This window comes from Acinetobacter sp. YH01011, assembly GCF_013420785.1.
Lineage (GTDB): Bacteria > Pseudomonadota > Gammaproteobacteria > Pseudomonadales > Moraxellaceae > Acinetobacter > Acinetobacter towneri.
In genome coordinates this window covers 109,775-129,831 of sequence record NZ_VOYG01000006.1, presented here as the reverse complement: position 1 = coordinate 129,831, position 20,057 = coordinate 109,775, and the positions used below count along the sequence as shown (strand labels likewise).

The following is a 20,057-nucleotide window of genomic DNA, read 5'->3' as shown; positions in this document are numbered from 1 at the left end:
CTAAAGAACTAAAGCTATAATGGCTTTAGTTTTTTATTTGCTTATTTTTAGGAGATCACATGACTGTAGATGTCACTGAAACCATTTCCCAGACTGTACATCCTGCGTTTCAGTTGGTACGTCAACACCATGTTGAAGCCTTAGACATTTTAGTGTCTGAATATAAACATAAAGTTACAGGTGCGGTGCATTATCACTTAGCGACAGAACATGATGAAAATGTATTTTTAGTCGCATTTCGCACTCAGCCGATGGACTCCAAAGGTGAGGCACATATTTTAGAACATACTGCGTTGTGTGGTTCTGAAAAATTCCCTGTCCGTGACCCGTTCTTTTTAATGATTCGTCGTTCATTGAATACTTTTATGAACGCATTTACCGCGGCAGATTGGACAGCTTATCCATTTGCAACACAAAACAAAAAAGATTTCCAAAACCTGCTTGCGGTGTATATGGATGCGGCTTTTGCAGCCAATTTAAATCCTCTCGATTTTGCTCAGGAAGGTATTCGTATTGAGCTGGAAAATGGCGAGCCTGTTTATAAAGGCGTGGTATTTAATGAAATGAAAGGTGCGATGAGTTCGCCATCCGATCAGCTTTATCACCAATTGGCTTATCATTTATTCCCTGAAACAACTTACCACTACAATTCAGGTGGCGACCCGAAAGATATTCCAGATTTAACCTATCAAGAATTGGTAGATTTTTATAAGTCACATTATCACCCAAGTAATGCGGTATTTATGACTTTTGGCAATACGCCTGCATACGATTTACAAGAACAGTTTGAACAGTTGGCTTTGGCGAAATTTGAACAGGGCGAAACGTTGTATTCGAAGCCTGAGCGTCGTTTAGCTGCGCCAGTGGCAGTGACTGAAAGTTATGCAGTCGATGCAGAAGAACTCAAAGATAAAACTTATCATGTTTTGGCGTGGTTATTGCCTGAAGCAAGCGATATTAAATTACGCTTAGGTATGCGTTTGGTTGAAGGTGTTTTACTTGAAAATTCTGCATCACCACTGCGTCATTATTTAGAAACTTGGGCGCATGCACAATCGACAGGCCCGTTGATGGGTGTGGATGACTCCAATTTTGAAATGACATTCTTCTGTGGTGTGCAAGGTTCAAACCCTGAACATGCAGCCGAATTTCAGGCAGGTGTATTAAAGGTTTTACAAGACGTTGCTGCAAAACCTGTAGATACTGCTTTGGTCGATGCAATTTTACATCAGATTGAATTGCATCAGCGTGAAATTAATGGCGATGGCATGCCGTACGGTTTGAGCTTGATTTTAAATGGCTTGAGCAGTGCCATTCACCACAATGACCCAATTCAAGTTTGGGATGTAGATTCTGCAATTGAACAGGTTAAAGAAGAACTCAAAGACCCAATGTGGTTGTCACAGTTAATTCAAACGCATTTAATTGATAACCCGCATCGGGTACAAATGACGTTGGTGCCAGATGCAGAAAAATCGGCCAAAGATGCTGCACTTGAAAAAGCACGTCTGGCTGAGATAGGCGCACAACTCACAGATGAGCAAAAAGCAGAAATCGTCGCGCAAACGGAAGCTTTAAAAGTCCGTCAAGATACGCCCGATGATTTGAACTTATTGCCAAAAGTTGGTTTGGAAGATGTGCCTGCAGCTTTGCATATTGTGCAGGGTGAGTTGCGTGAAATTATCAGTAACCGCATTGATTATCCTTTAAATTTATATCATGCAGGAACCAATGGAATTTACTATCAGCAAGTGTTGATTCAAATTCCAGATGAAATTGTACAATCGCCATACTTTAATTTGCTGTCCATTTTAATGGGCGAAGTGGGTGCAGGTGAATACGGCTATTTAGAATTGCAACAGCTACAAACCGCAGTTAGCGGTGGTTTGGGCATGGGTGCATCTTTACGTTCTAAAGTCGATGACAAAAATCAGATCAGTGCATGGCTCACATTAACCACTAAGTCTTTGGTGAATAATCTTGAAGCCATCCGCTTGCTGAAATTAGCATTTGAGCAATTACGTTTTGATGAAAAAGACCGCATTATTGAGCTGTTACAACAACGAAAAACCCGTTGGCAGTCACGTTTGTCGGGTTCGGGGCACAGTTATGCCATGCAAATTGCAGGGCGTCATCACAGTGCTTTGGCGCAGCGTGATTACAACAACACAGGTTTGGGCGCATTAAATTGGTTGGCAGACTTGGTTGCTAAAATTGAAAAAGATGCAGCGGAATACGAGAAATTGATTGCTGAATTGCAATTGATTCACCATAAATTACTGCAAGCACCTAAGCAATTTTTGTTAGTATGTGAAGAACATCAATCTGACCGTTTGGTCGAAGAAGTTCAAGAAGTTTGGGATAAACTTATTGTTGCAGAAAATCCTGCTGCTTTAACTCAAGTTCCTGTAGATCATTCAACGCAAGATCAAGCATGGTTGATTCAAGCCAATGTGCAATTCTGTGCGGCTGCGTATCCTGCGGTGGAAGTGTCGCATCCTGATGCTGCACCTTTGATGGTATTGGCTGCATATTTGCGCAATGGTTTCTTACACAGCGCAATCCGTGAAAAAGGCGGTGCTTACGGTGGCGGTGCAAGCTACGATGGCAATGCATGTTCATTCCGTTTTTACAGTTATCGTGATCCACGCTTGGCAGAAACTTTCGCAGACTTTGAAGCGAGTATTGATTGGTTATTTAATGCAGAGCAATTGCCGCATCAACTAGAAGAAGCGATTTTAGGTTTAATTGCTAGTATGGATAAACCAGGTTCGCCTGCAGGTGAAGCGATTACTGCATGTTATGCATTATTGCACGCGCGTACACCCTCATTCCGCACAGTATTACGTGAGCGTTTATTGGCGGTGACTTTAGACGATTTAAAACGTGTTGCGGAGCAATATTTGCGTCAGCAGCAAGCATCTAAAGCCGTAGTCGCACCTGTGTCAAAACGTGAAGCATTGCTCGAACTTGGTTTTGAAATTAAACAAGTGAACTGATACGTGAAATAACAACGAAAACTTAGGGGGATTTATGAGCGCGTTCAAACTGTTTGAACGCACAGGACTGTCGCTGAGTGTTGCCGCACTCAGCACTGTGTTTGTGGCGAAAACCTATGCACAAGACCCAGCTAGCTTAGTTGCACCTGCAACACCTGAAGCCTGTGTGGCTTTAGAGTCAAATGCTGATCGTTTGGTGTGTTACGATGCTCTGTTTAAAATTCCTGAAGCAGAAAAAACAGCGCTGATTAGCGAACGTCAAGCCGCTCAGGCACTTGCTCCTGCACCTGAAACTGTGAAAGAAAAAATTGCAGTGGGTGTGAGTAATTTATTTTCATTTGATGTACCAAAGCTTGATCCGAATGTATCTTTACTGGATAAGCGCTGGGAGCTTTCACCCGATAGCAAATTAGGCACATGGAATTTACGTGCTTATCAACCTGTGTATTTGATGCCTACTTTTTGGACGTCCGATAAAAATGAACGTCCACAAAGCTTGAATGAGCAAAATACAGTTCAATTGGGTGAGGAGCAGAATCTTACTTCAATGGAAAGTAAATTTCAGCTTTCTTTAAAAACCAAAGCGGTTGAGAACTTGCTAGGGAATAATGGTGATGTCTGGTTAGGATATACCCAGTCTTCTCGCTGGCAAGTTTACAATGGTGATGAGTCACGCCCATTTCGTGAAACCAATTATGAGCCTGAAGCCAGTTTAATGTTCCGTACCAATTATCAGCTTTTTGGTTTACATGGGCGTTTGATGGGGCTGACGCTGAATCACCAGTCCAATGGTCGTTCAGACCCTTTGTCACGTAGCTGGAATCGAGTAATTTTCAATCTTGGTTTTGAAAAAGACAATTTTGCTTTGATGTTGCGTCCTTGGTATCGCATTGAAGAAGACCGCGCTGATGACAACAACCCAGATATTAAAAACTATATCGGGCGTGGTGACATGTTGGCATTTTATCGTTGGAAAGAGCATGACTTTTCTTTGATGCTTCGTCATAGCTTAAAAGGCGGTGATGACGCGCACGGTGCAGCACAGTTTGACTGGGTTTTCCCAATCAGTGGAAAATTACGCGGTCATTTCCAATTGTTTGATGGTTATGGTGAAAGCCTGATTGATTATAACCACCGCGCCACCTATGTTGGTTTGGGTGTGTCTTTAATGAATTGGTTTTAAGTAGATTAAGATTGATTTCTCATTATTGCTCGCTGAATATAAAACGCCAATTTTGAAGATTGGCGTTTGTTTTTGAAGTCGGATCGTATCCAGCTTTTATCCAACTTGAATATCTGCGGTTGGATGTTTAAGTCGGCTTTTTTGTGGTGTGGCGATTAAATAAGCCAAAGTCAGCGGCCCTAAACGACCTGCAAACATCAACAACATTAAAATAATTAAGCTGGCAGGTTGTAATTCACCTGTAACACCACGGGATAAACCCACCGTGCACGCTGCAGATACAGCCTCAAACAACAGGTCTAAAAAATTCAGTTTCGGTTCAAGGGCAAGTAAGCTAAACAAACCGAGGCAAATTAACATACCTGTGATGCTGATCACCGCCAAAGCTTTAAAGGTGGTACGTTCAGGTACAGCATGATTAAACACACGCACCTCATCTGAACGTCTTAAAAAACTGATCACACTTAAAATGACAATAATAAATGTGCCAACTTTAATACCGCCTGCGGTACTGAGCGAACCACCACCAATAAACATCAGAAGCATGGTGAGCAAGGTCGAGCTATTTTGCATACTTGCGACATCTAGACTATTAAAGCCTGATGAGCGAGGAACGGTAGCGTGAAACCATGCATTGAGGGCTTGATCGCCAATACTCATGGCTGCAAGGGTATGTGGATTATTGGCTTCAATCGCCCAAATCAGCAGAAAGGCCACAAAGTTTAGACCAGCAATGGTCGATAAAATCAGCTTGCTATTGGGTGAGAGTTTTTTCCAGCGTTTGGCACGTTTAATATCCATGAGTACCACAAAACCAATACCGCCAATGATATACAGCATACTAATAGTTAAGGTAATCAGGTATTGATCTGCAAAACTCATTAAGCTATTGGGAAATAATGAAAATCCACCATTGTTAAAGGCTGAAACACTATAGAAAGCCGCATAGAAAAATGCATCGCTAAATGGATAATCCTGCATCCATGCCAAGGTTAAAATAACCGTGCCAATCCCTTCAAAAAACAATGAGTAGAGCAACACGCTTTTAATGGTCATCGACACTTTAGACAGGTTGGTTTGCCCAATGGTGTCTTGCGCCATGATTTGTTGTTTTAAACCAATTTTGGATGACAAACTTAAAACCGCTAAAATCGCAAAAGTCATAAAACCTAAGCCACCACATTGTAACAACAACATAATGACCATTTGCCCAAATACGGTATAAGCATCGCCAATATTCACTACAGACAATCCAGTGATCGTCACTGCAGATGTAGCAGTAAATAAGGCATTAATCCAACTCATCTCGCCATGATGGGAAATGGGCAGTTTCAGCAAGATTGTGCCAATGCTAATAAAGCTTAAAAAGCCCAGTGCCAAAAGACTGGGTGGGCTTAAATTGACAGTTTTGATTGGTTGTTTCGCTGTTTTTTTCATTCTGACTTAAATTGTTTAGATAAGCGTTTTAATGGTTCAAGTTGTCCTTCAACCACCAAAATATCATCTGTTTGTAGCATTAAATTGGATTCAAGCGTATAAAAAATCGTTTCGGCACGTTTAAACAGTAAAAGTTTAACTTCGGGTGCATGTGACATCAGACTATGAATGCGCGTGCCATGCAAGTTGTCTTTAATTTTTACTTTTACAATATAGTGGTTGTCGTTTAGGCTCATATAACGACTCACCATCGGATAACTCAGCGATTGCGCGATGCGAACGCCCATATCTTCTTCAGGGTGAATAATTTTACTTACGCCCAAATGGGTCAAAATCATGGTATGCGCTTTACTTTTGGCTTTAACGTAAATTTTAGAAATACCCAAATTCTTTAAATTTAAGACACACAAAATACTGGCTTCAATATCTTCACCAATGGCGACCACCACTGCATCACAATTTTGAATATTCAGTTCTTCCAAAACGTGTTCATCGGTTGCATCGGCAATCACCGCATGGGTAATTTGATCGGCAATGTTTTCTACAAACTTTTTATTGCTATCAATCCCAATGACATCATGGTTGAGTTTGACCAATTGTGTCGCCACAGTTGCACCAAAGCTACCTAAACCAATGACAGCAAATTGTGCCATAGCATCATCCTGAAAAATTATATTATTCTTCCAATATTCTAAAATATTTTAGGGCTCTATACTGTAGCAATATGACTAAAAAACCGCTGAAATCAGCGGTTTTTTGCACTTATTGAGATGTGTGATCGGTTATTTTAAGAAACGCTGATAACCCAAGTTATTAGTAATCTCTTGGTATGGATAAGTGATCTTTTCCAAAGTTTCAATTAAACCATCTGGGTTCTGTTTGGCATCCGAAGCTTCTAAACCGACCAATACACGACCTTCCGCTGCACCGTGGTTACGGTAATGGAACAGGGTGATGTTATGGGTTGGGCCTAAGCGCTCCAAGAAAGTCAGTAATGCACCCGGACGCTCTGGAAATTCCACACGGAATAGACGTTCATTTTCAATATCGGCATGACCACCGACCAAATAACGAATGTGTAGTTTTGCTACTTCATCATCCGACAAATCATCAACATCGTACTGGGTTTTGAGTAACTCATAAATATCGTGGCGTTCTTTTTCACCAGATTTTAAGCTGATGCCGACAAAGACTTGTGCAGCAGTAGCATCGCTGGCGCGGTAGTTAAACTCGGTGATATTACGACCTTGCAGCGCACGGCAGAAGTTAAGGAACGCACCTTTTTCTTCTGGAATGGTCACGGCAAAAATTGCTTCTTTATGTTCACCGAGTTCAGTACGTTCCGCAATATAGCGTAAACGGTCAAAGTTCATGTTTGCGCCACAGACAATTGACACAATATTTTTATTTTGCAATTGGTGTTGCTCGACATATTTTTTGATGCCTGCCAAAGCCATTGCACCTGAAGGTTCTACAATGCTGCGGTTTTCATCAAAGGTGTCTTTAATTGCCGCACAGATTTCATCGGTATTCACCAAAACTACATCGCGCTCAACAATTGGGCCTGATTGATCTGATTTTTGTAGTTGTAAAACTTCAAACGGTTTCTCACCAATTTGTGCGACAGCAGTACCATCGGCAAATAAACCCACTTGCGGCAAAATAACCCGTTCATTGGCTTCAAAAGCCGCTTTTAAGCAAGCCGATTCATCATATTCTACAGGAATGACTTTGACATGCGGTGCGACATCGCCCAAGTAGGCTGCAACACCTGCAATTAAACCGCCACCACCAACAGCAACGAAAACATATTCGACATCGCGCCATTGACGCAAAATTTCGTTGGCAATCGTACCTTGACCTGCCATGACCAATTCATCGTCATACGGTGGAATAAAAGTCATGCCTTCATCTTGGGCACGTTGAATTGCATATTTGTTGGCAACATCAAATGAGTCACCATGTAATACCACTTCGCCACCCAAGCGTTTTACCGCTTGTACTTTAATATCTGGCGTGGTTTTAGGCATAACGATAATGGCGCGAATGCCCAGTTTTTGCCCAGACAATGCTACACCTTGCGCATGGTTGCCTGCAGAGGCAGTAATTACACCACGTTCAAGTTGGTCTTTGGGTAATTGGCTAATACGGTTATACGCACCACGCAATTTAAAAGAGAATACAGGTTGTAAGTCTTCACGTTTAAAGCGAATGTTATTGTTCAGTTTTTCACTAATTCGTGGCGCTGCGTCGAGTGGGGTTTCGATTGCAACATCGTAGACCGTTGCTTGTAAAATTTGTCGAACCAAACGAGACAGCATGTTAATCTTCCATCTAACAGTTTAAAATAGGGGGTTATTGTAACAAACCCCTGCACATTTGCGCTGTAAAATCGGCAACAAATGTCAAAAATAGTTGAGTGAAGTCATGAGTCTGTATGCTACCCAAGATGAAAAGAAGCAAGCGGCTGCCAAAGCAGCATTAAAACATTTGCCTAAAGGCGGGATTTTGGGGGTAGGTACAGGCAGTACAGTGAATTTCCTGATTGATTTATTGCCTGAATTACAATTAGAAGCAGCTGTGGCAAGTTCTGAAGCGACTGCGGAGCGCTTAAAGAAACTTGGTATTGAAGTGGTCGATATGAACTCTGTGGGCAGTTTAGATGCTTATGTTGATGGTGCAGATGAAATTGACCGTCACATGCACATGATTAAAGGCGGCGGCGCAGCGTTGACCCGTGAAAAAATTGTGGCTTCTATTGCACGTAAGTTTATCTGTATTGTCGATGATTCAAAATGGGTAGAGCAATTAGGACGTGAGTTTCCATTGCCAATTGAGGTGATTCCAATGGCTCGTTCTGCGGTAGCACGTAAAATTGTGGCTTTAGGTGGCGATCCTGCTTACCGTGAAGGTGTGGTAACTGATAACGGTAACGTGATTTTAGATATTTATAATTTAAATATTTTAAATGCGTTGGAATTAGAAAAAACCTTGAATGATATTCCGGGTGTTGTGACCAATGGTATTTTTGCCATCAATAAAGCAGATATTGCAATTGTAGCGACCAATAACGGCATTGAAGAACGTACTGCGGTTTAATTCGTCTCCCAAGTCCCTTGTTTTTAATGGGGGGCTTTTCTTCCTCCTTTATTAAAGGAGAGGTCGGGGAGGATTTAATAAAAGAACAACAATGACATTATCCGACTTACCTGAAATTCAAATCACACCACATGCAAAAGCAACACGTTTACGTTTGCGTGTCGAGCCGCATCAAATTCGCTTAACTGTACCGAAATATTGTACTCAGCGACAAATTCAGGATTTTTTGCAGCAATCTGAACAGTGGATGATTGAAACTTGGCATAAACAGCAGGCGCAGCAAGGACTTGTGCAGCGTGAATTGCCAAATCAGTTATCACTTTTTAATTTGCCTGAGCCTTTAAATATTCATTATCAAACACAAAAACACAGTTTTATTTTAGATTTAAAACAGCATTGCCTATGGGTTAGTGACCGCCAACCTGCGGCATATTTAAAAGCCTTTGTTATTGCTTATGCCAAACAAATGTTGCCGATATATTTGCAAACAGTCAGTCATGAAATTGCTTTGCCATTTAAACAGTGCGCAATTCGTCAACCGAAAACCCGTTGGGGCAGTTGCAGTACGCAACAGCATATTATGCTCAATAGCGCCTTGGTGTTGTTTCCTGAACAAATTGTGCGATATGTTGCTGTGCATGAGTTGGCGCATACACGACATTTTGATCATAGTCCTGCATTTTGGGTTGAAGTACAACGGCATGATGCGCACTATTTGCAGCATCGCAAGCAGTTAAAAACAACGTCTTTGCCTTGGTGGTGGTATCAATAAAAAAGCCAACACCCACATGATAAGACTACAATGCAAAGGTGTTGCACGTATTGACTACAATCCAAATCATCTTTTATAAAATCAACAGAATAAAGAAAAGCCCCAAAACCCTAGTAAAACAGTTCAGAAAACCAAAACTTCCTGTCATACTATAGCGTTAGCTTAAACATGCTTTTGAATTGAGGTAATGCACGTGATTTCAGTTGGTATTGTCGGTGGTACAGGTTATACAGGCGTTGAATTATTGCGTCTTTTGCTACGACACCCAAATGTGAAAGTAAATGTACTGACTTCACGTACAGAAGCGGGTCGCCGTGTAGATGATATGTTCCCAAGCCTGCGTGGACACACAGACCTGTGCTACTCAGATTTAAACATCGAAGAATTAAAACAGTGTGATGTGGTGTTCTTTGCTACACCGCACGGCGTTGCAATGCAACATGCTGCGGAGCTTGTTGCAGCCAACACCAAAGTGGTCGATTTAGCAGCAGACTTCCGTTTGCAAGATTTAGCACAGTTTGAAAAATGGTATGGCATGCAACATGCTTGCCCAGACATTTTAAAAGATTCAGTTTATGGCTTGTCTGAACTCAACCGTGAGCAAATTAAACAAGCACAGGTGATTGGTAACCCAGGGTGTTATCCAACCACAGTGCAACTTGGTTTAGCGCCATTATTTAAACAAGCTGAAGCTTTAGTGAAACCTGAAAGTATTATTATTGATGCAAAATCGGGTGTATCTGGTGCAGGGCGTAAAGCCAGTTTGGGCATGATTTACTCTGAAAATGCCGACAACTTTAAGGCTTATGGCGTTGCGGGGCATCGTCATCATCCAGAAATTGTAGAAGCATTGGAAAATATTTCGGGTCAAAAAGATGTGTTTAATCACATTGTGTTTGTACCGCATTTAGTACCTATGATTCGCGGTATGCTCAGCACCATTTATGTAGATTTAACTGATGCAGGTGATGCAGCAGATTTACAAAGCCTGTATGAGCAGTTTTATGCCAATGAACAGTTTGTAGATGTCATGCCAGCCAACAGTTCACCAGAAACACGCTCAGTACGTGGCGCTAACCAGTTGCGTATCGCATTGTATAAGCCACAACCGAAAAAATTAGTACTTTTGGTGGCACAAGATAACTTGGTGAAAGGTGCAGCAGGGCAAGCAGTACAAAATATGAACCTCATGTTTGGTTTTGCAGAACATGCAGGACTTGAGGTGATTGGTTTATTACCATAAGAACACGTTTTTCAACTTCACACACATTTAGATTTCGATTTAAATGTGTGTTTTGAATGAATCAAAACAAGAGATGACGATGCATAACACCGATACAGAAACCACGTCACAGTCGAATTCAAGCATGACACCCTCATCTACACCGCCAGAAAAAAAGCCATTTCTTGAAAGCAATGCGCCTTTGGCAATTGGTGCTGCCATTTTAATTTTAGGTAGTGGCTTTTTGGGCTATTCAGTCGGGCATCGTCAGGGCTTAACTGTGGTTGGTTACGATGCCGATGCAGAACAACTGGTTGAAGTGGTGCAAGAACAAAAAACGCGTTTGGAAAGTCTGAATAAGAGCTTAAATGCTGCGGTTCAAGAACGCGATGTTGCGGTCAGTAACTCCAATGATTTGTATCAAGCTTTCACTCAAGCAACTGAAGATAAGCAACGTACTGAAGGCATGAGTGCGATTTATCGTGAAGTTTTGCGTCAACGTGGTGGTTTAAGCCTGACCGTGCAAAATCTTGGGGTGAAACCATTACCAGACAATGCTTATGAATATCAGGTCGATTTGGTACAAGTGAGTCCAAACAAGCGACGTGCAAGTGGTACGGTAGAACTGCGTTTAATTCAAGGCACAGAAGTGCTGGTTGTTCCGATGGAAGACAGCAATTTTAATTTTGATAATTATGAGCGTTTAACAGGGCGCTGGAGCATGCCTAAAGGCTTTAATCCAGACTTTATTGAAGTCCGTTTAAATGGCGCAACTCCTGTGATTAAACGCTTCAGTTGGAGCAAAGGCAAAGCCGTGGAGGCAGATTCTGCCTTTATTTCTGAAATTCCACAAGCAGAAGCTAGCGCTCAATAATGTGTGATATGTAAAACTTATGCGAACCCAAAAAAGATCCATCTGTTTAAATGAAATTAAAACCACTTTTCATCAATCTGGCTATGTCGATTGGCATTTAACCCCGCGTTTAAGTGTGGATGATGCAGGACATGAAGATGATGGTGATATTGCGGTACAAACTGCGCCGCCACAATTAAAGCGTCCACCTTTGTATGCTGTCGTTTTAATGAACGATGATTACACCCCAATGGACTTTGTAATTGAAATTTTACAACAATACTTTGCAATGAATCTTGACCAAGCGACTCAAGTAATGCTAACTGTACACTATGAAGGAAAAGGTGTCGCAGGGGTCTATCCGCGGGATATTGCGGAAACGAAAGCGAACCAAGTCAATAATTACGCTCGATCACAAGGTCATCCATTACTTTGTCAGATTGAGCCTAAAGATTAAGGGGGTTACATGCTCAGTCGTCAATTAGAAGTATCACTACGTTTGGCTGTTAGCATGGCTCGTCAAAAGAGACACGAGTTTCTAACGGTTGAACATTTATTATTGGCTTTATTAGACAATGATTCGGCAGTCAATGCACTCAAGGCGTGTGGTGCAGATGTTATTGTGCTGCGTAAAGAACTCGAAGAATATGTAGAACAACATACCCCTAAACTTGCTGAAAATAACGATCAGGCGCCGCACCCGACCGAAAGTTTTGACCGCATTTTGCAGCGTGGTATTTTCCATGTGCAATCTAGCGGTGGTGACCGTACGGTTGAAGGCGCAGATATTTTAGTGGCAATGTACTCTGAACGTGATTCATTTGCCGTGTATCTACTCAAGCGTCATCAAATTAACCGTTTGACCTTAACGCAATACTTATCGCACGGTACACGTAAAGACGAAACGCAAGCGGAAGAAGAGGTTGAAGAATTAGATAGCGAAAGTTCAAGCTCTGCCAATGCTGGCCCGTTAGAGCTTTACACGCTAAATTTGAATACTGAAGCGCAAAAGGGTAAAACCGATCCGTTAATTGGGCGTGAAAAAGAAATTGAGCGTGCTGCACAAATTCTATGCCGTCGTCGTAAAAATAACCCATTATTGGTAGGTGACTCAGGCGTGGGTAAAACTTCCATTGCCGAAGGTTTGGCTTGGTTAATTGTGAATGGTAAAGCACCAGCACCATTGGCCAATGCAGAAGTATATAGCTTAGATATTGGTGCTTTGGTTGCAGGAACGAAATACCGTGGTGATTTTGAAAAGCGTTTAAAACAGCTATTAAATGCCTTGAAAAAGAAACCTGATGCAATTTTGTTTATTGATGAAATTCACATGATTATTGGTGCAGGCTCGAGTATGGGCAGCACTATGGATGCGTCAAACTTAATCAAACCTGCGTTGGCAAATGGCACTCTACGCTGTATTGGCTCGACTACATTCCAAGAATATCGTCAGGTATTTGAAAAAGATCATGCGCTGTCACGCCGTTTCCAAAAAATTGATGTCAATGAACCTTCAATTTCAGAAACGGTTGATATTTTACGTGGTTTAAAATCGAAATTTGAAGAATTTCACCATGTAAAATATGACGATAAAGCCTTGGTGTCTGCGGTAGAGCTATCGGCTAAATTTATCAATGACCGTTTCTTGCCAGACAAAGCCATTGATGTGATTGATGAAGCGGGTGCACAGCGCCGTTTAAGAGCCGAGCAGGATGACACCTTAATCACAGTTGAAAACATTGAAGATATCGTGTCGAAAATTGCACGTATCCCACCTAAAACTGTATCTAAAGATGACAAGAGCGTACTTGAACATTTAGAACGTGATTTAAAACGTGTGGTATTTGGGCAAGATGAAGCCATTGAAGCTTTGGCATCTGCAATTAAACTGTCACGCGCTGGCTTAAAAACACCAGACAAACCAGTCGGCAGCTTCGTTTTTGCAGGCCCTACAGGCGTGGGTAAAACTGAAGTGACCAAGCAGTTGGCCAAATTGTTAGGTGTGGAATTAGTACGCTTTGATATGTCTGAATATATGGAGCGTCATGCGGTTTCACGTTTAATTGGTGCGCCTCCGGGTTATGTAGGCTTTGATCAGGGTGGCTTACTCACTGATGCGATTCATAAAAACCCGCATTGTGTGTTGTTGCTAGATGAGATTGAAAAAGCACATCCTGATGTATTTAACTTATTGCTGCAAATTATGGATCACGGCTCATTGACCGACAATAATGGTCGTAAGTCAGATTTCCGTAATGTGATTTTAGTACTGACTACCAATATTGGTGCAGAAAGTATTTCCCGCGTGAGCATTGGTTTCATGGATCAAGACAACAGTAATGACAACCAAGAAGCAATGAAAAAAGCCTTCTCGCCAGAATTCCGTAACCGTTTAGATGGTGTGATTCAATTTAAGGCGCTACCAACTACCGTGATTGAAAATGTAGTAGATAAATTCTTGACTGAATTACAAGCTCAATTGGATGATAAAAAAGTCATTCTTGAGGTCGATCAAGATGCACGTGAATGGATGGCTGAGCATGGATATGATCGCTTGATGGGCGCGCGCCCAATGCAACGCCTGATTCAGGAACACTTGAAGAAACCATTAGCAGAAATGATTCTGTTTGGTGAACTTGCAGAACAGGGCGGTAATGTGGCTGTTTCTGTGAAGAAAGAGAACGGTAAGGCAGTCGGTTTGAAACTTGAAGTCTTTGAAGATCAAACGGCTGAACCAGCCTAATCAATCCTTATTTGAATTTTGAAAATAACCCATGTTGAACATGGGTTATTTTTTATGAATTCGCAGATGCGTGAACTTGAATCGTTACTGCTAAAAGAGAGACCACACAGGATTTATGGATTTTCAGATCACTAAAATTGCCAGCACAACGTTCTTGTTTTTTGTTACGGCAGTTATGGAAATATTAGGCTGTTATTTTCCTTATTTGATTTTAAATCAGGGGAAATCACAGTGGTTATGGCTGCCAACAATTTTAGCCTTAGCGGCTTTTGTGTGGTTATTGACTCTACATCCTGCGGCATCGGGGCGAATTTATGCGGCTTATGGTGGTATTTATATTTGTACAGCCTTGATTTGGTTAAAGTATGTAGATCAAGTCAATTTAACACGTTGGGATATGTTCGGTGGAATGATAGTAGTTTTAGGCGCATTGATCATTATTTTACAACCGCAAGGTTTAATACGTTAGGTTATATTTGGGTTTACGCATTAAACCTTAGGCATTAAATCTTAAAGCTGAGGTTGTTTTAGTTTTAAATACAGTTTAGTCTGCTTTAAATTGGCACTCGCTATTTGCCAATTGCACATTAAACTGGGTTTTTTCTGCACTGAGTTTTAAATTCAATACATAGGGATTTACCCGTTGGAACTGATGCTCAAAAATAGATTCACAATTATGAATTAAGTTTTGTTTAATCATATTTTTGACATTGTTATAACCCGTACTTTCTACAAACTGCGTGAAGTCAGGTGAAATAATCATGCCACGAATATTGATTTGTTTGTCTGTCGCCGTACTTTGTTCAATCACTGTATTTTGATCGACCTGATAAGGCATAGTACGAGAATCTTCATCACTAATGACATCTAAAATTTCATTTAAAGCGACGATATTTTGAATTTTATAATCTGCACTTAGAATCTTTTGTTGGACTAAATATTGATCTAATTCACTGGCTTTGGCATAGAGTGAAGCACTCGCGATCAGTGTAGTAGTGCACAGCGTAATTGTGGCAAGTGTTTTATCAATCATATTGTTTATCTAGGCTCTTTTAGAAATTTTAGAAAAATAGACCATAACTCAAGATTATAGCGAGCCAAATAAAAAAACAGCACCTTTTGGTGCTGTTTGTAACAAAACTCATCAAAGTTTTGCGAATATTTAAGACGGGTTTTAAAGCTTAGTCTTTTTTAAGATTTTCATTCAATAAAAACTCAACCAATGCTTTTTGAGCATGTAAGCGATTTTCTGCTTCATCCCACACTACAGCATTTTTGTGATCGAGCATATTTTCAGAAATTTCTTCACCACGGTGCGCAGGTAAGCAGTGCATAAATAAACAATCAGGGTGTGCTAAATCCATCAAGCGTTCATTCACTTGATAGTCTGCAAACGCTTTTTCACGAATTTTTTGTTCTTCTTCCTGTCCCATGCTTGCCCATACATCGGTCACAATTAGGTCAGCATTCACTGCTGCATCTTCAGCAGAATCGACCAATTCTACGCAGTGTGCAAATTCAGACAGGAAACGCTGTTCTGGCTCATAACCTTTCGGTGTCGCAATTTTTAAATTAAAGCCCCACATGTGTGCTGCTTCAATATATGAGTTACACATATTGTTGCCATCACCAATCCACGCCACAGTTTTACCTTCAATTGAACCACGGTGTTCAACATAGGTTTGCATGTCTGCAAGGAGTTGGCATGGGTGATGATCGTCAGTTAAGGCATTGATCACAGGAACTTTAGAGTAAGAAGCAAAGCGTTCTACAATGTCGTGACCAAAGGTACGAATCATCACAATGTCAAGCATGCTTGAAATGACACGTGCAGAATCTTCAATCGGTTCACCACGGCCTAACTGTGTGTCACGTGATGATAGGAAAATTGCGCTGCCACCAAACTGACTCATACCTGCTTCAAACGATACACGAGTTCGGGTACTAGATTTTTCAAAAATCATTCCCAAGACTTTGCCCACAAAGGGTTGGAAAACTTCATTGTTATGCTGTTTACGCTTAAGCTCAATGGCGCGTTGCAAAATTTGATTCAGTTCTAAAGTCGATAAATCGCGTAATGTTAGAAAGTGACGTAGAGCCATTCGTTACTCCACAATAATTGCTGAATGAGAAAAACAACAATTAGTTGTTGGTTGGTTAAGTGAAAAAGGGAATCGGCTAATATACTATAGGATGAAGAAATTGCAAAAAAACTAGACTTTTTGATGGGCGTCTAGAAAGCGATCTACACAATAACTTACATAATTGATTGTTTCTTGTTCAGCTTCTTGTTTTGGAATGCCCATAATAATGCGCCATTCTAAATTTCTTAAAATTCCAAAATACAATTGTGCCGAATAAACAGGGTGTTCGCAGCGAATGAGCCCTTGTTGGCTGGCATGCTCTAGCACTTTGGCAATGCACAATTGCACGTGCAGAGGGCCACGCTCATGAATATGCAAGGCAATGTCGGGGTTGCGCTGACTTTGCTCTAAAACTAAACGCATAAAAGCTGCATTTTCAGGCGCTAGAATATGATGATAAAAATTCAGCAAGGTTTGAACCAAATAACCACGTAAATTAGAATCTATTTGTTCAAAAGGGATGTGAATATCCTGAAAAAACTTGTCACGGCGATAATCACAAATCGCCTTAAACAAGCCTTCTTTATTACCAAAGTATTTATAAATAGAAGCTTTAGAACCGCCAGCATGCTGCACAATATCATCTAAAGATACTGCATCGTAGCCACGTTCTAAAAACAGATCAGTTGCACTGACGAGCAGCGCCACACATCGCTCATGTCCACGCTTTGTAGGAGGGACATCTTTACCGAAAGGGGTTAAATGAGCGATATCTTGCATATTGGATAATATTTCAGCAAATGATCAAAGGGAGAGATTGTTATTATAGCAAATTTATGCACAGCGTGCTGTGTTGAAGTGTACGGGCAGCGTGCTTGAATTTAGAAAAAATAGAAATACACTCAAAATAAGCTAAATTTTGCTTATTTAGTATGCAAAAAAGCTATGTTTATTAAATTTAAATAATAAGCAATATCACGAAAATTTATTGTGCAATAAAATTTCGAATTATTTGACTAAAGTTTTAGAGCATAGATTCTAAAAAGTCATGGCGCAGCGTTGCATTCCCGATATACTCAAACCTCGAAAAATATAGTAAGAAAAGCGGAAAGGAAGATGATAGAACAAACATCTGCGGGCTTAAGATTCAGAAAAGCTTTAGAAGTGGAAAAGCCATTACAAATTATCGGCACGGTAAATGCTTATGCTGCAATGATGGCAAAGCAGGTTGGCTATAAAGCCATTTATTTATCTGGCGCAGGTGTCGCCAATTACTCTTACGGTTTACCTGACTTGGGCATGACCAGTTTAGACAACGTCTTGGAAGATGTGCGTCGTATTACTGAGCGTGTAGATACTCCATTATTGGTGGATATTGATACAGGTTGGGGTGGTGCATTTAATATTGCCCGCAGTATTAAGCAAATGATTGCTGCAGGTGCTGCTGCAGTACACATTGAAGATCAGGTTGCACAAAAGCGTTGCGGACATCGTCCAAACAAAGAAATTGTAACTCAGCAAGAAATGGTCGATCGAATTAAAGCTGCGGTTGATGCAAAAACTGATTCAAACTTTGTAGTCATGGCACGTACAGATGCCTTGCAAAAAGAAGGTTTGCAAGCGGTGATTGACCGTGCTTGTGCATGTGTGGAAGCGGGTGCAGATGCAATTTTTGCTGAAGCGATGACAGACATTACCATGTATAAAACAGTATGTGATGCAGTTGGTGTACCAGTACTTGCAAACATTACTGAATTTGGTGATACCCCATACTACACCACAGAAGAATTGGCGGAGCAGGGTATTCGTATGGTGTTGTATCCACTTTCACCAACTCGTGCTATGCAAAAAGCAGCACTTGAAGTGATGCAATCCATTCGTAAAGATGGCACGCAAGTGAATGTCTTAGACAAAATGCAACAACGTAAAGAATTATACGAATTCCTTGATTATCATACTTTTGAAAATACATTAGACAAGCTGTTCAAACAGGAGAATTAAAAAAATGGCTGAAGGAAAAGTACTCACAGGCGCAGGATTGCGTGGACAAGTGGCAGGTAAAACCTCACTCTCAACTGTTGGTAAAAGTGGCGCAGGCTTAACTTACCGTGGTTATGATGTGCAAGACTTGGCAGAAAACTGTCAGTTTGAAGAAGTTGCATACTTGATTTTCTTTGGTGAATTGCCGACTTCAGAGCAATTGGCTGCCTATAAAGCAAAATTGAAATCTTTACGTGCATTGCCTCAAGCACTCAAAGAAGTGCTTGAGCGTATTCCTGCAGATTCACACCCAATGGATGTGATGCGTACAGGTGTTTCAATGCTAGGTAACTTAGAAACCGAACAGTCATTTGAACAGCAACAAGATGTAGCAGACCGCATCTTGGCGACTTTGCCAGCTATTATTTGCTACTGGTATCGTTATAGCCACGATGGCGTGCGTATTGAAGAAAATACGGATGATGATTCAATTGGCGCACAATTCCTGCATTTATTACGTGGTGAAAAACCAAATGAATTGCATGAACAAGTCATGAATGTGTCATTAATTTTGTATGCAGAGCATGAGTTCAACGCATCAACATTTACAGCACGTGTTTGCGCATCAACTTTGTCTGACATGCATTCATGTATTACAGGCGCGATTGGTTCATTACGTGGCCCATTACACGGTGGCGCGAATGAAGCAGCGATGGAAATGATTGAAAATTGGACATCGCCAGAAGAAGCTGAACGTGAAATGCTAGGCAAGTTGGAACGTAAAGAAAAGATCATGGGCTTTGGTCATGCGATTTATAAAGACAATGATCCACGTAACGGCATCATCAAAATCTGGTCTGAGCGTTTAGCGCAAGATGTAGGTGATACAGTACTTTATCCTGTATCGGTGCGTTGTGAAGAAGTGATGTGGCGTGAGAAGAAATTATTCTGTAATGCTGACTTCTTCCATGCGTCTGCGTATCACTTTATGGGTATTGCGACCAAACTATTTACACCAATCTTTGTGATGAGCCGTGTAACAGGTTGGGCAGCACACGTGATGGAACAGCGTGCAGATAACCGTATTATCCGCCCAAGTGCAGATTATACAGGCCCAGAATTGCGTAAAGTTGTACCAATTGCAGAGCGTTCGGCTGCTTAATTGGTTGTCTAAAAAGCTGTACCGTGCATGAACATCATGTGATGCAGCAGTTTAGGCTGAAGATAAGGTTTCATTGTTAAGCAATGGAACCTTATTTTTTTTGAGGTTTGGATGAGGGTAGTCAAAAATACAATGAGTAATTATTGAAGCGTTAGAGAATTAAAAAAGATCGGGCGTACGATAGCGCATTTTTAAATATTTGATCATAAAAGAAGGTTGTTGTATTTTGTTTCTTAAGGTTGTAAATGGTTGCATGATTGGCTAAAATTTATTCCATAATTAATATGAGGAAAAAGCAATGTCACATGTAGCAGTTAAAATCGACAGCGATATTGTTGAATCAGCAAAGATTTACGGGATGGCTGAAAGTAGAAGTGCAACTAAACAAATTGAGTACTGGGCTAAAATTGGAAAAATCGCACAAGACAATCCCGATTTAACTTTTCAAGATATAGCAGATTTGTTGCTTAGTATGGCGCATGTCAAAGCAGGGAATACAACACCATATAGCTTTGGTTGAGTT

Annotated in this window: 18 protein-coding genes; 12 read left to right on the top strand and 6 right to left on the bottom strand. The window is 41.0% G+C overall.

Going from position 1 to position 20,057, the window contains the following annotated elements; translation table 11 throughout:
• The first annotated feature begins 59 nt into the window (after positions 1-59).
• Together FTT78_RS05600 and FTT78_RS05595 are read left to right on the top strand one after the other, a co-directional pair.
• Entirely contained in the window at positions 60-2,999 is a 2,940-nt protein-coding gene (locus FTT78_RS05600) for an insulinase family protein (RefSeq protein ID WP_180043654.1), read from the top strand.
• Between the two features lie 34 nt (positions 3,000-3,033).
• Positions 3,034-4,182, top strand: a complete 1,149-nt coding sequence (locus tag FTT78_RS05595) for a phospholipase A (RefSeq protein WP_180043656.1) — start codon at positions 3,034-3,036, stop codon at positions 4,180-4,182.
• Positions 4,183-4,278: 96 nt separating this feature from the next.
• On the opposite strand, the gene FTT78_RS05590 is transcribed toward FTT78_RS05595, so the two are convergent.
• The 3 genes from FTT78_RS05590 to ilvA form a co-directional block, all read right to left on the bottom strand.
• Entirely contained in the window at positions 4,279-5,619 is a 1,341-nt protein-coding gene (locus FTT78_RS05590) for a TrkH family potassium uptake protein (RefSeq protein ID WP_004973423.1), read from the bottom strand.
• Complete coding sequence (locus FTT78_RS05585; RefSeq protein WP_004973425.1) at positions 5,616-6,272, bottom strand: TrkA family potassium uptake protein; 657 nt, start codon at positions 6,270-6,272, stop codon at positions 5,616-5,618. The genes FTT78_RS05590 and FTT78_RS05585 overlap by 4 nt, the downstream gene beginning before the upstream one ends.
• Positions 6,273-6,401: 129 nt before the next feature.
• Positions 6,402-7,940, bottom strand: coding sequence for a threonine ammonia-lyase, biosynthetic (ilvA, locus tag FTT78_RS05580; protein ID WP_019837302.1), 1,539 nt, complete (start codon positions 7,938-7,940; stop codon positions 6,402-6,404).
• A gap of 106 nt (positions 7,941-8,046) precedes the next feature.
• Here ilvA and rpiA point away from each other — a divergent pair, with 106 nt between their 5' ends.
• The 7 genes from rpiA (at position 8,047) to FTT78_RS05545 (ending at position 14,777) form a co-directional block, all read left to right on the top strand.
• Entirely contained in the window at positions 8,047-8,718 is a 672-nt protein-coding gene (gene rpiA, locus FTT78_RS05575) for a ribose-5-phosphate isomerase RpiA (protein WP_004973429.1), read from the top strand.
• Positions 8,719-8,809: 91 nt separating this feature from the next.
• On the top strand, positions 8,810-9,490 hold the full coding sequence (locus FTT78_RS05570) for a M48 family metallopeptidase (protein WP_154320723.1): 681 nt from the start codon (positions 8,810-8,812) through the stop codon (positions 9,488-9,490).
• A gap of 187 nt (positions 9,491-9,677) precedes the next feature.
• On the top strand, positions 9,678-10,733 hold the full coding sequence (gene argC, locus FTT78_RS05565; RefSeq protein WP_171287379.1) for an N-acetyl-gamma-glutamyl-phosphate reductase: 1,056 nt from the start codon (positions 9,678-9,680) through the stop codon (positions 10,731-10,733).
• 79 nt (positions 10,734-10,812) lie between these two features.
• Positions 10,813-11,586 carry a DUF6776 family protein gene (locus tag FTT78_RS05560; RefSeq protein WP_096901621.1) on the top strand — a complete coding sequence of 258 codons (774 nt, stop codon included), beginning with the start codon at positions 10,813-10,815 and terminating at the stop codon, positions 11,584-11,586.
• A 19-nt stretch (positions 11,587-11,605) separates the two neighbouring features.
• A complete protein-coding gene (gene clpS, locus FTT78_RS05555; RefSeq protein ID WP_180005665.1) occupies positions 11,606-12,022 on the top strand; it encodes an ATP-dependent Clp protease adapter ClpS in 417 nt (138 codons plus the stop codon).
• A 9-nt stretch (positions 12,023-12,031) separates the two neighbouring features.
• Positions 12,032-14,308: an ATP-dependent Clp protease ATP-binding subunit ClpA gene (gene clpA, locus FTT78_RS05550; protein ID WP_180043658.1), complete on the top strand. Its 2,277-nt coding sequence runs from the start codon at positions 12,032-12,034 to the stop codon at positions 14,306-14,308.
• A 115-nt stretch (positions 14,309-14,423) separates the two neighbouring features.
• Complete coding sequence (locus FTT78_RS05545) at positions 14,424-14,777, top strand: YnfA family protein (RefSeq protein WP_004973443.1); 354 nt, start codon at positions 14,424-14,426, stop codon at positions 14,775-14,777.
• A gap of 75 nt (positions 14,778-14,852) precedes the next feature.
• On the opposite strand, the gene FTT78_RS05540 is transcribed toward FTT78_RS05545, so the two are convergent.
• From FTT78_RS05540 to FTT78_RS05530, 3 genes are all read right to left on the bottom strand, one after another.
• Entirely contained in the window at positions 14,853-15,341 is a 489-nt protein-coding gene (locus FTT78_RS05540) for a hypothetical protein (RefSeq protein ID WP_004973445.1), read from the bottom strand.
• 148 nt (positions 15,342-15,489) lie between these two features.
• On the bottom strand, positions 15,490-16,410 hold the full coding sequence (gene argF, locus FTT78_RS05535) for an ornithine carbamoyltransferase (protein WP_179989471.1): 921 nt from the start codon (positions 16,408-16,410) through the stop codon (positions 15,490-15,492).
• Between the two features lie 111 nt (positions 16,411-16,521).
• Positions 16,522-17,172: a TetR/AcrR family transcriptional regulator gene (locus FTT78_RS05530; RefSeq protein ID WP_180043660.1), complete on the bottom strand. Its 651-nt coding sequence runs from the start codon at positions 17,170-17,172 to the stop codon at positions 16,522-16,524.
• Between the two features lie 336 nt (positions 17,173-17,508).
• On the opposite strand from FTT78_RS05530, the gene prpB reads away from it, so the two are divergent.
• From prpB to FTT78_RS05515, 3 genes are all read left to right on the top strand, one after another.
• A complete protein-coding gene (gene prpB, locus FTT78_RS05525) occupies positions 17,509-18,393 on the top strand; it encodes a methylisocitrate lyase (protein ID WP_180043662.1) in 885 nt (294 codons plus the stop codon).
• Positions 18,394-18,397: 4 nt separating this feature from the next.
• Positions 18,398-19,534 carry a 2-methylcitrate synthase gene (gene prpC, locus FTT78_RS05520; RefSeq protein ID WP_004973461.1) on the top strand — a complete coding sequence of 379 codons (1,137 nt, stop codon included), beginning with the start codon at positions 18,398-18,400 and terminating at the stop codon, positions 19,532-19,534.
• A gap of 298 nt (positions 19,535-19,832) precedes the next feature.
• On the top strand, positions 19,833-20,054 hold the full coding sequence (locus tag FTT78_RS05515; protein ID WP_004973462.1) for a hypothetical protein: 222 nt from the start codon (positions 19,833-19,835) through the stop codon (positions 20,052-20,054).
• Positions 20,055-20,057 lie beyond the last annotated feature (3 nt).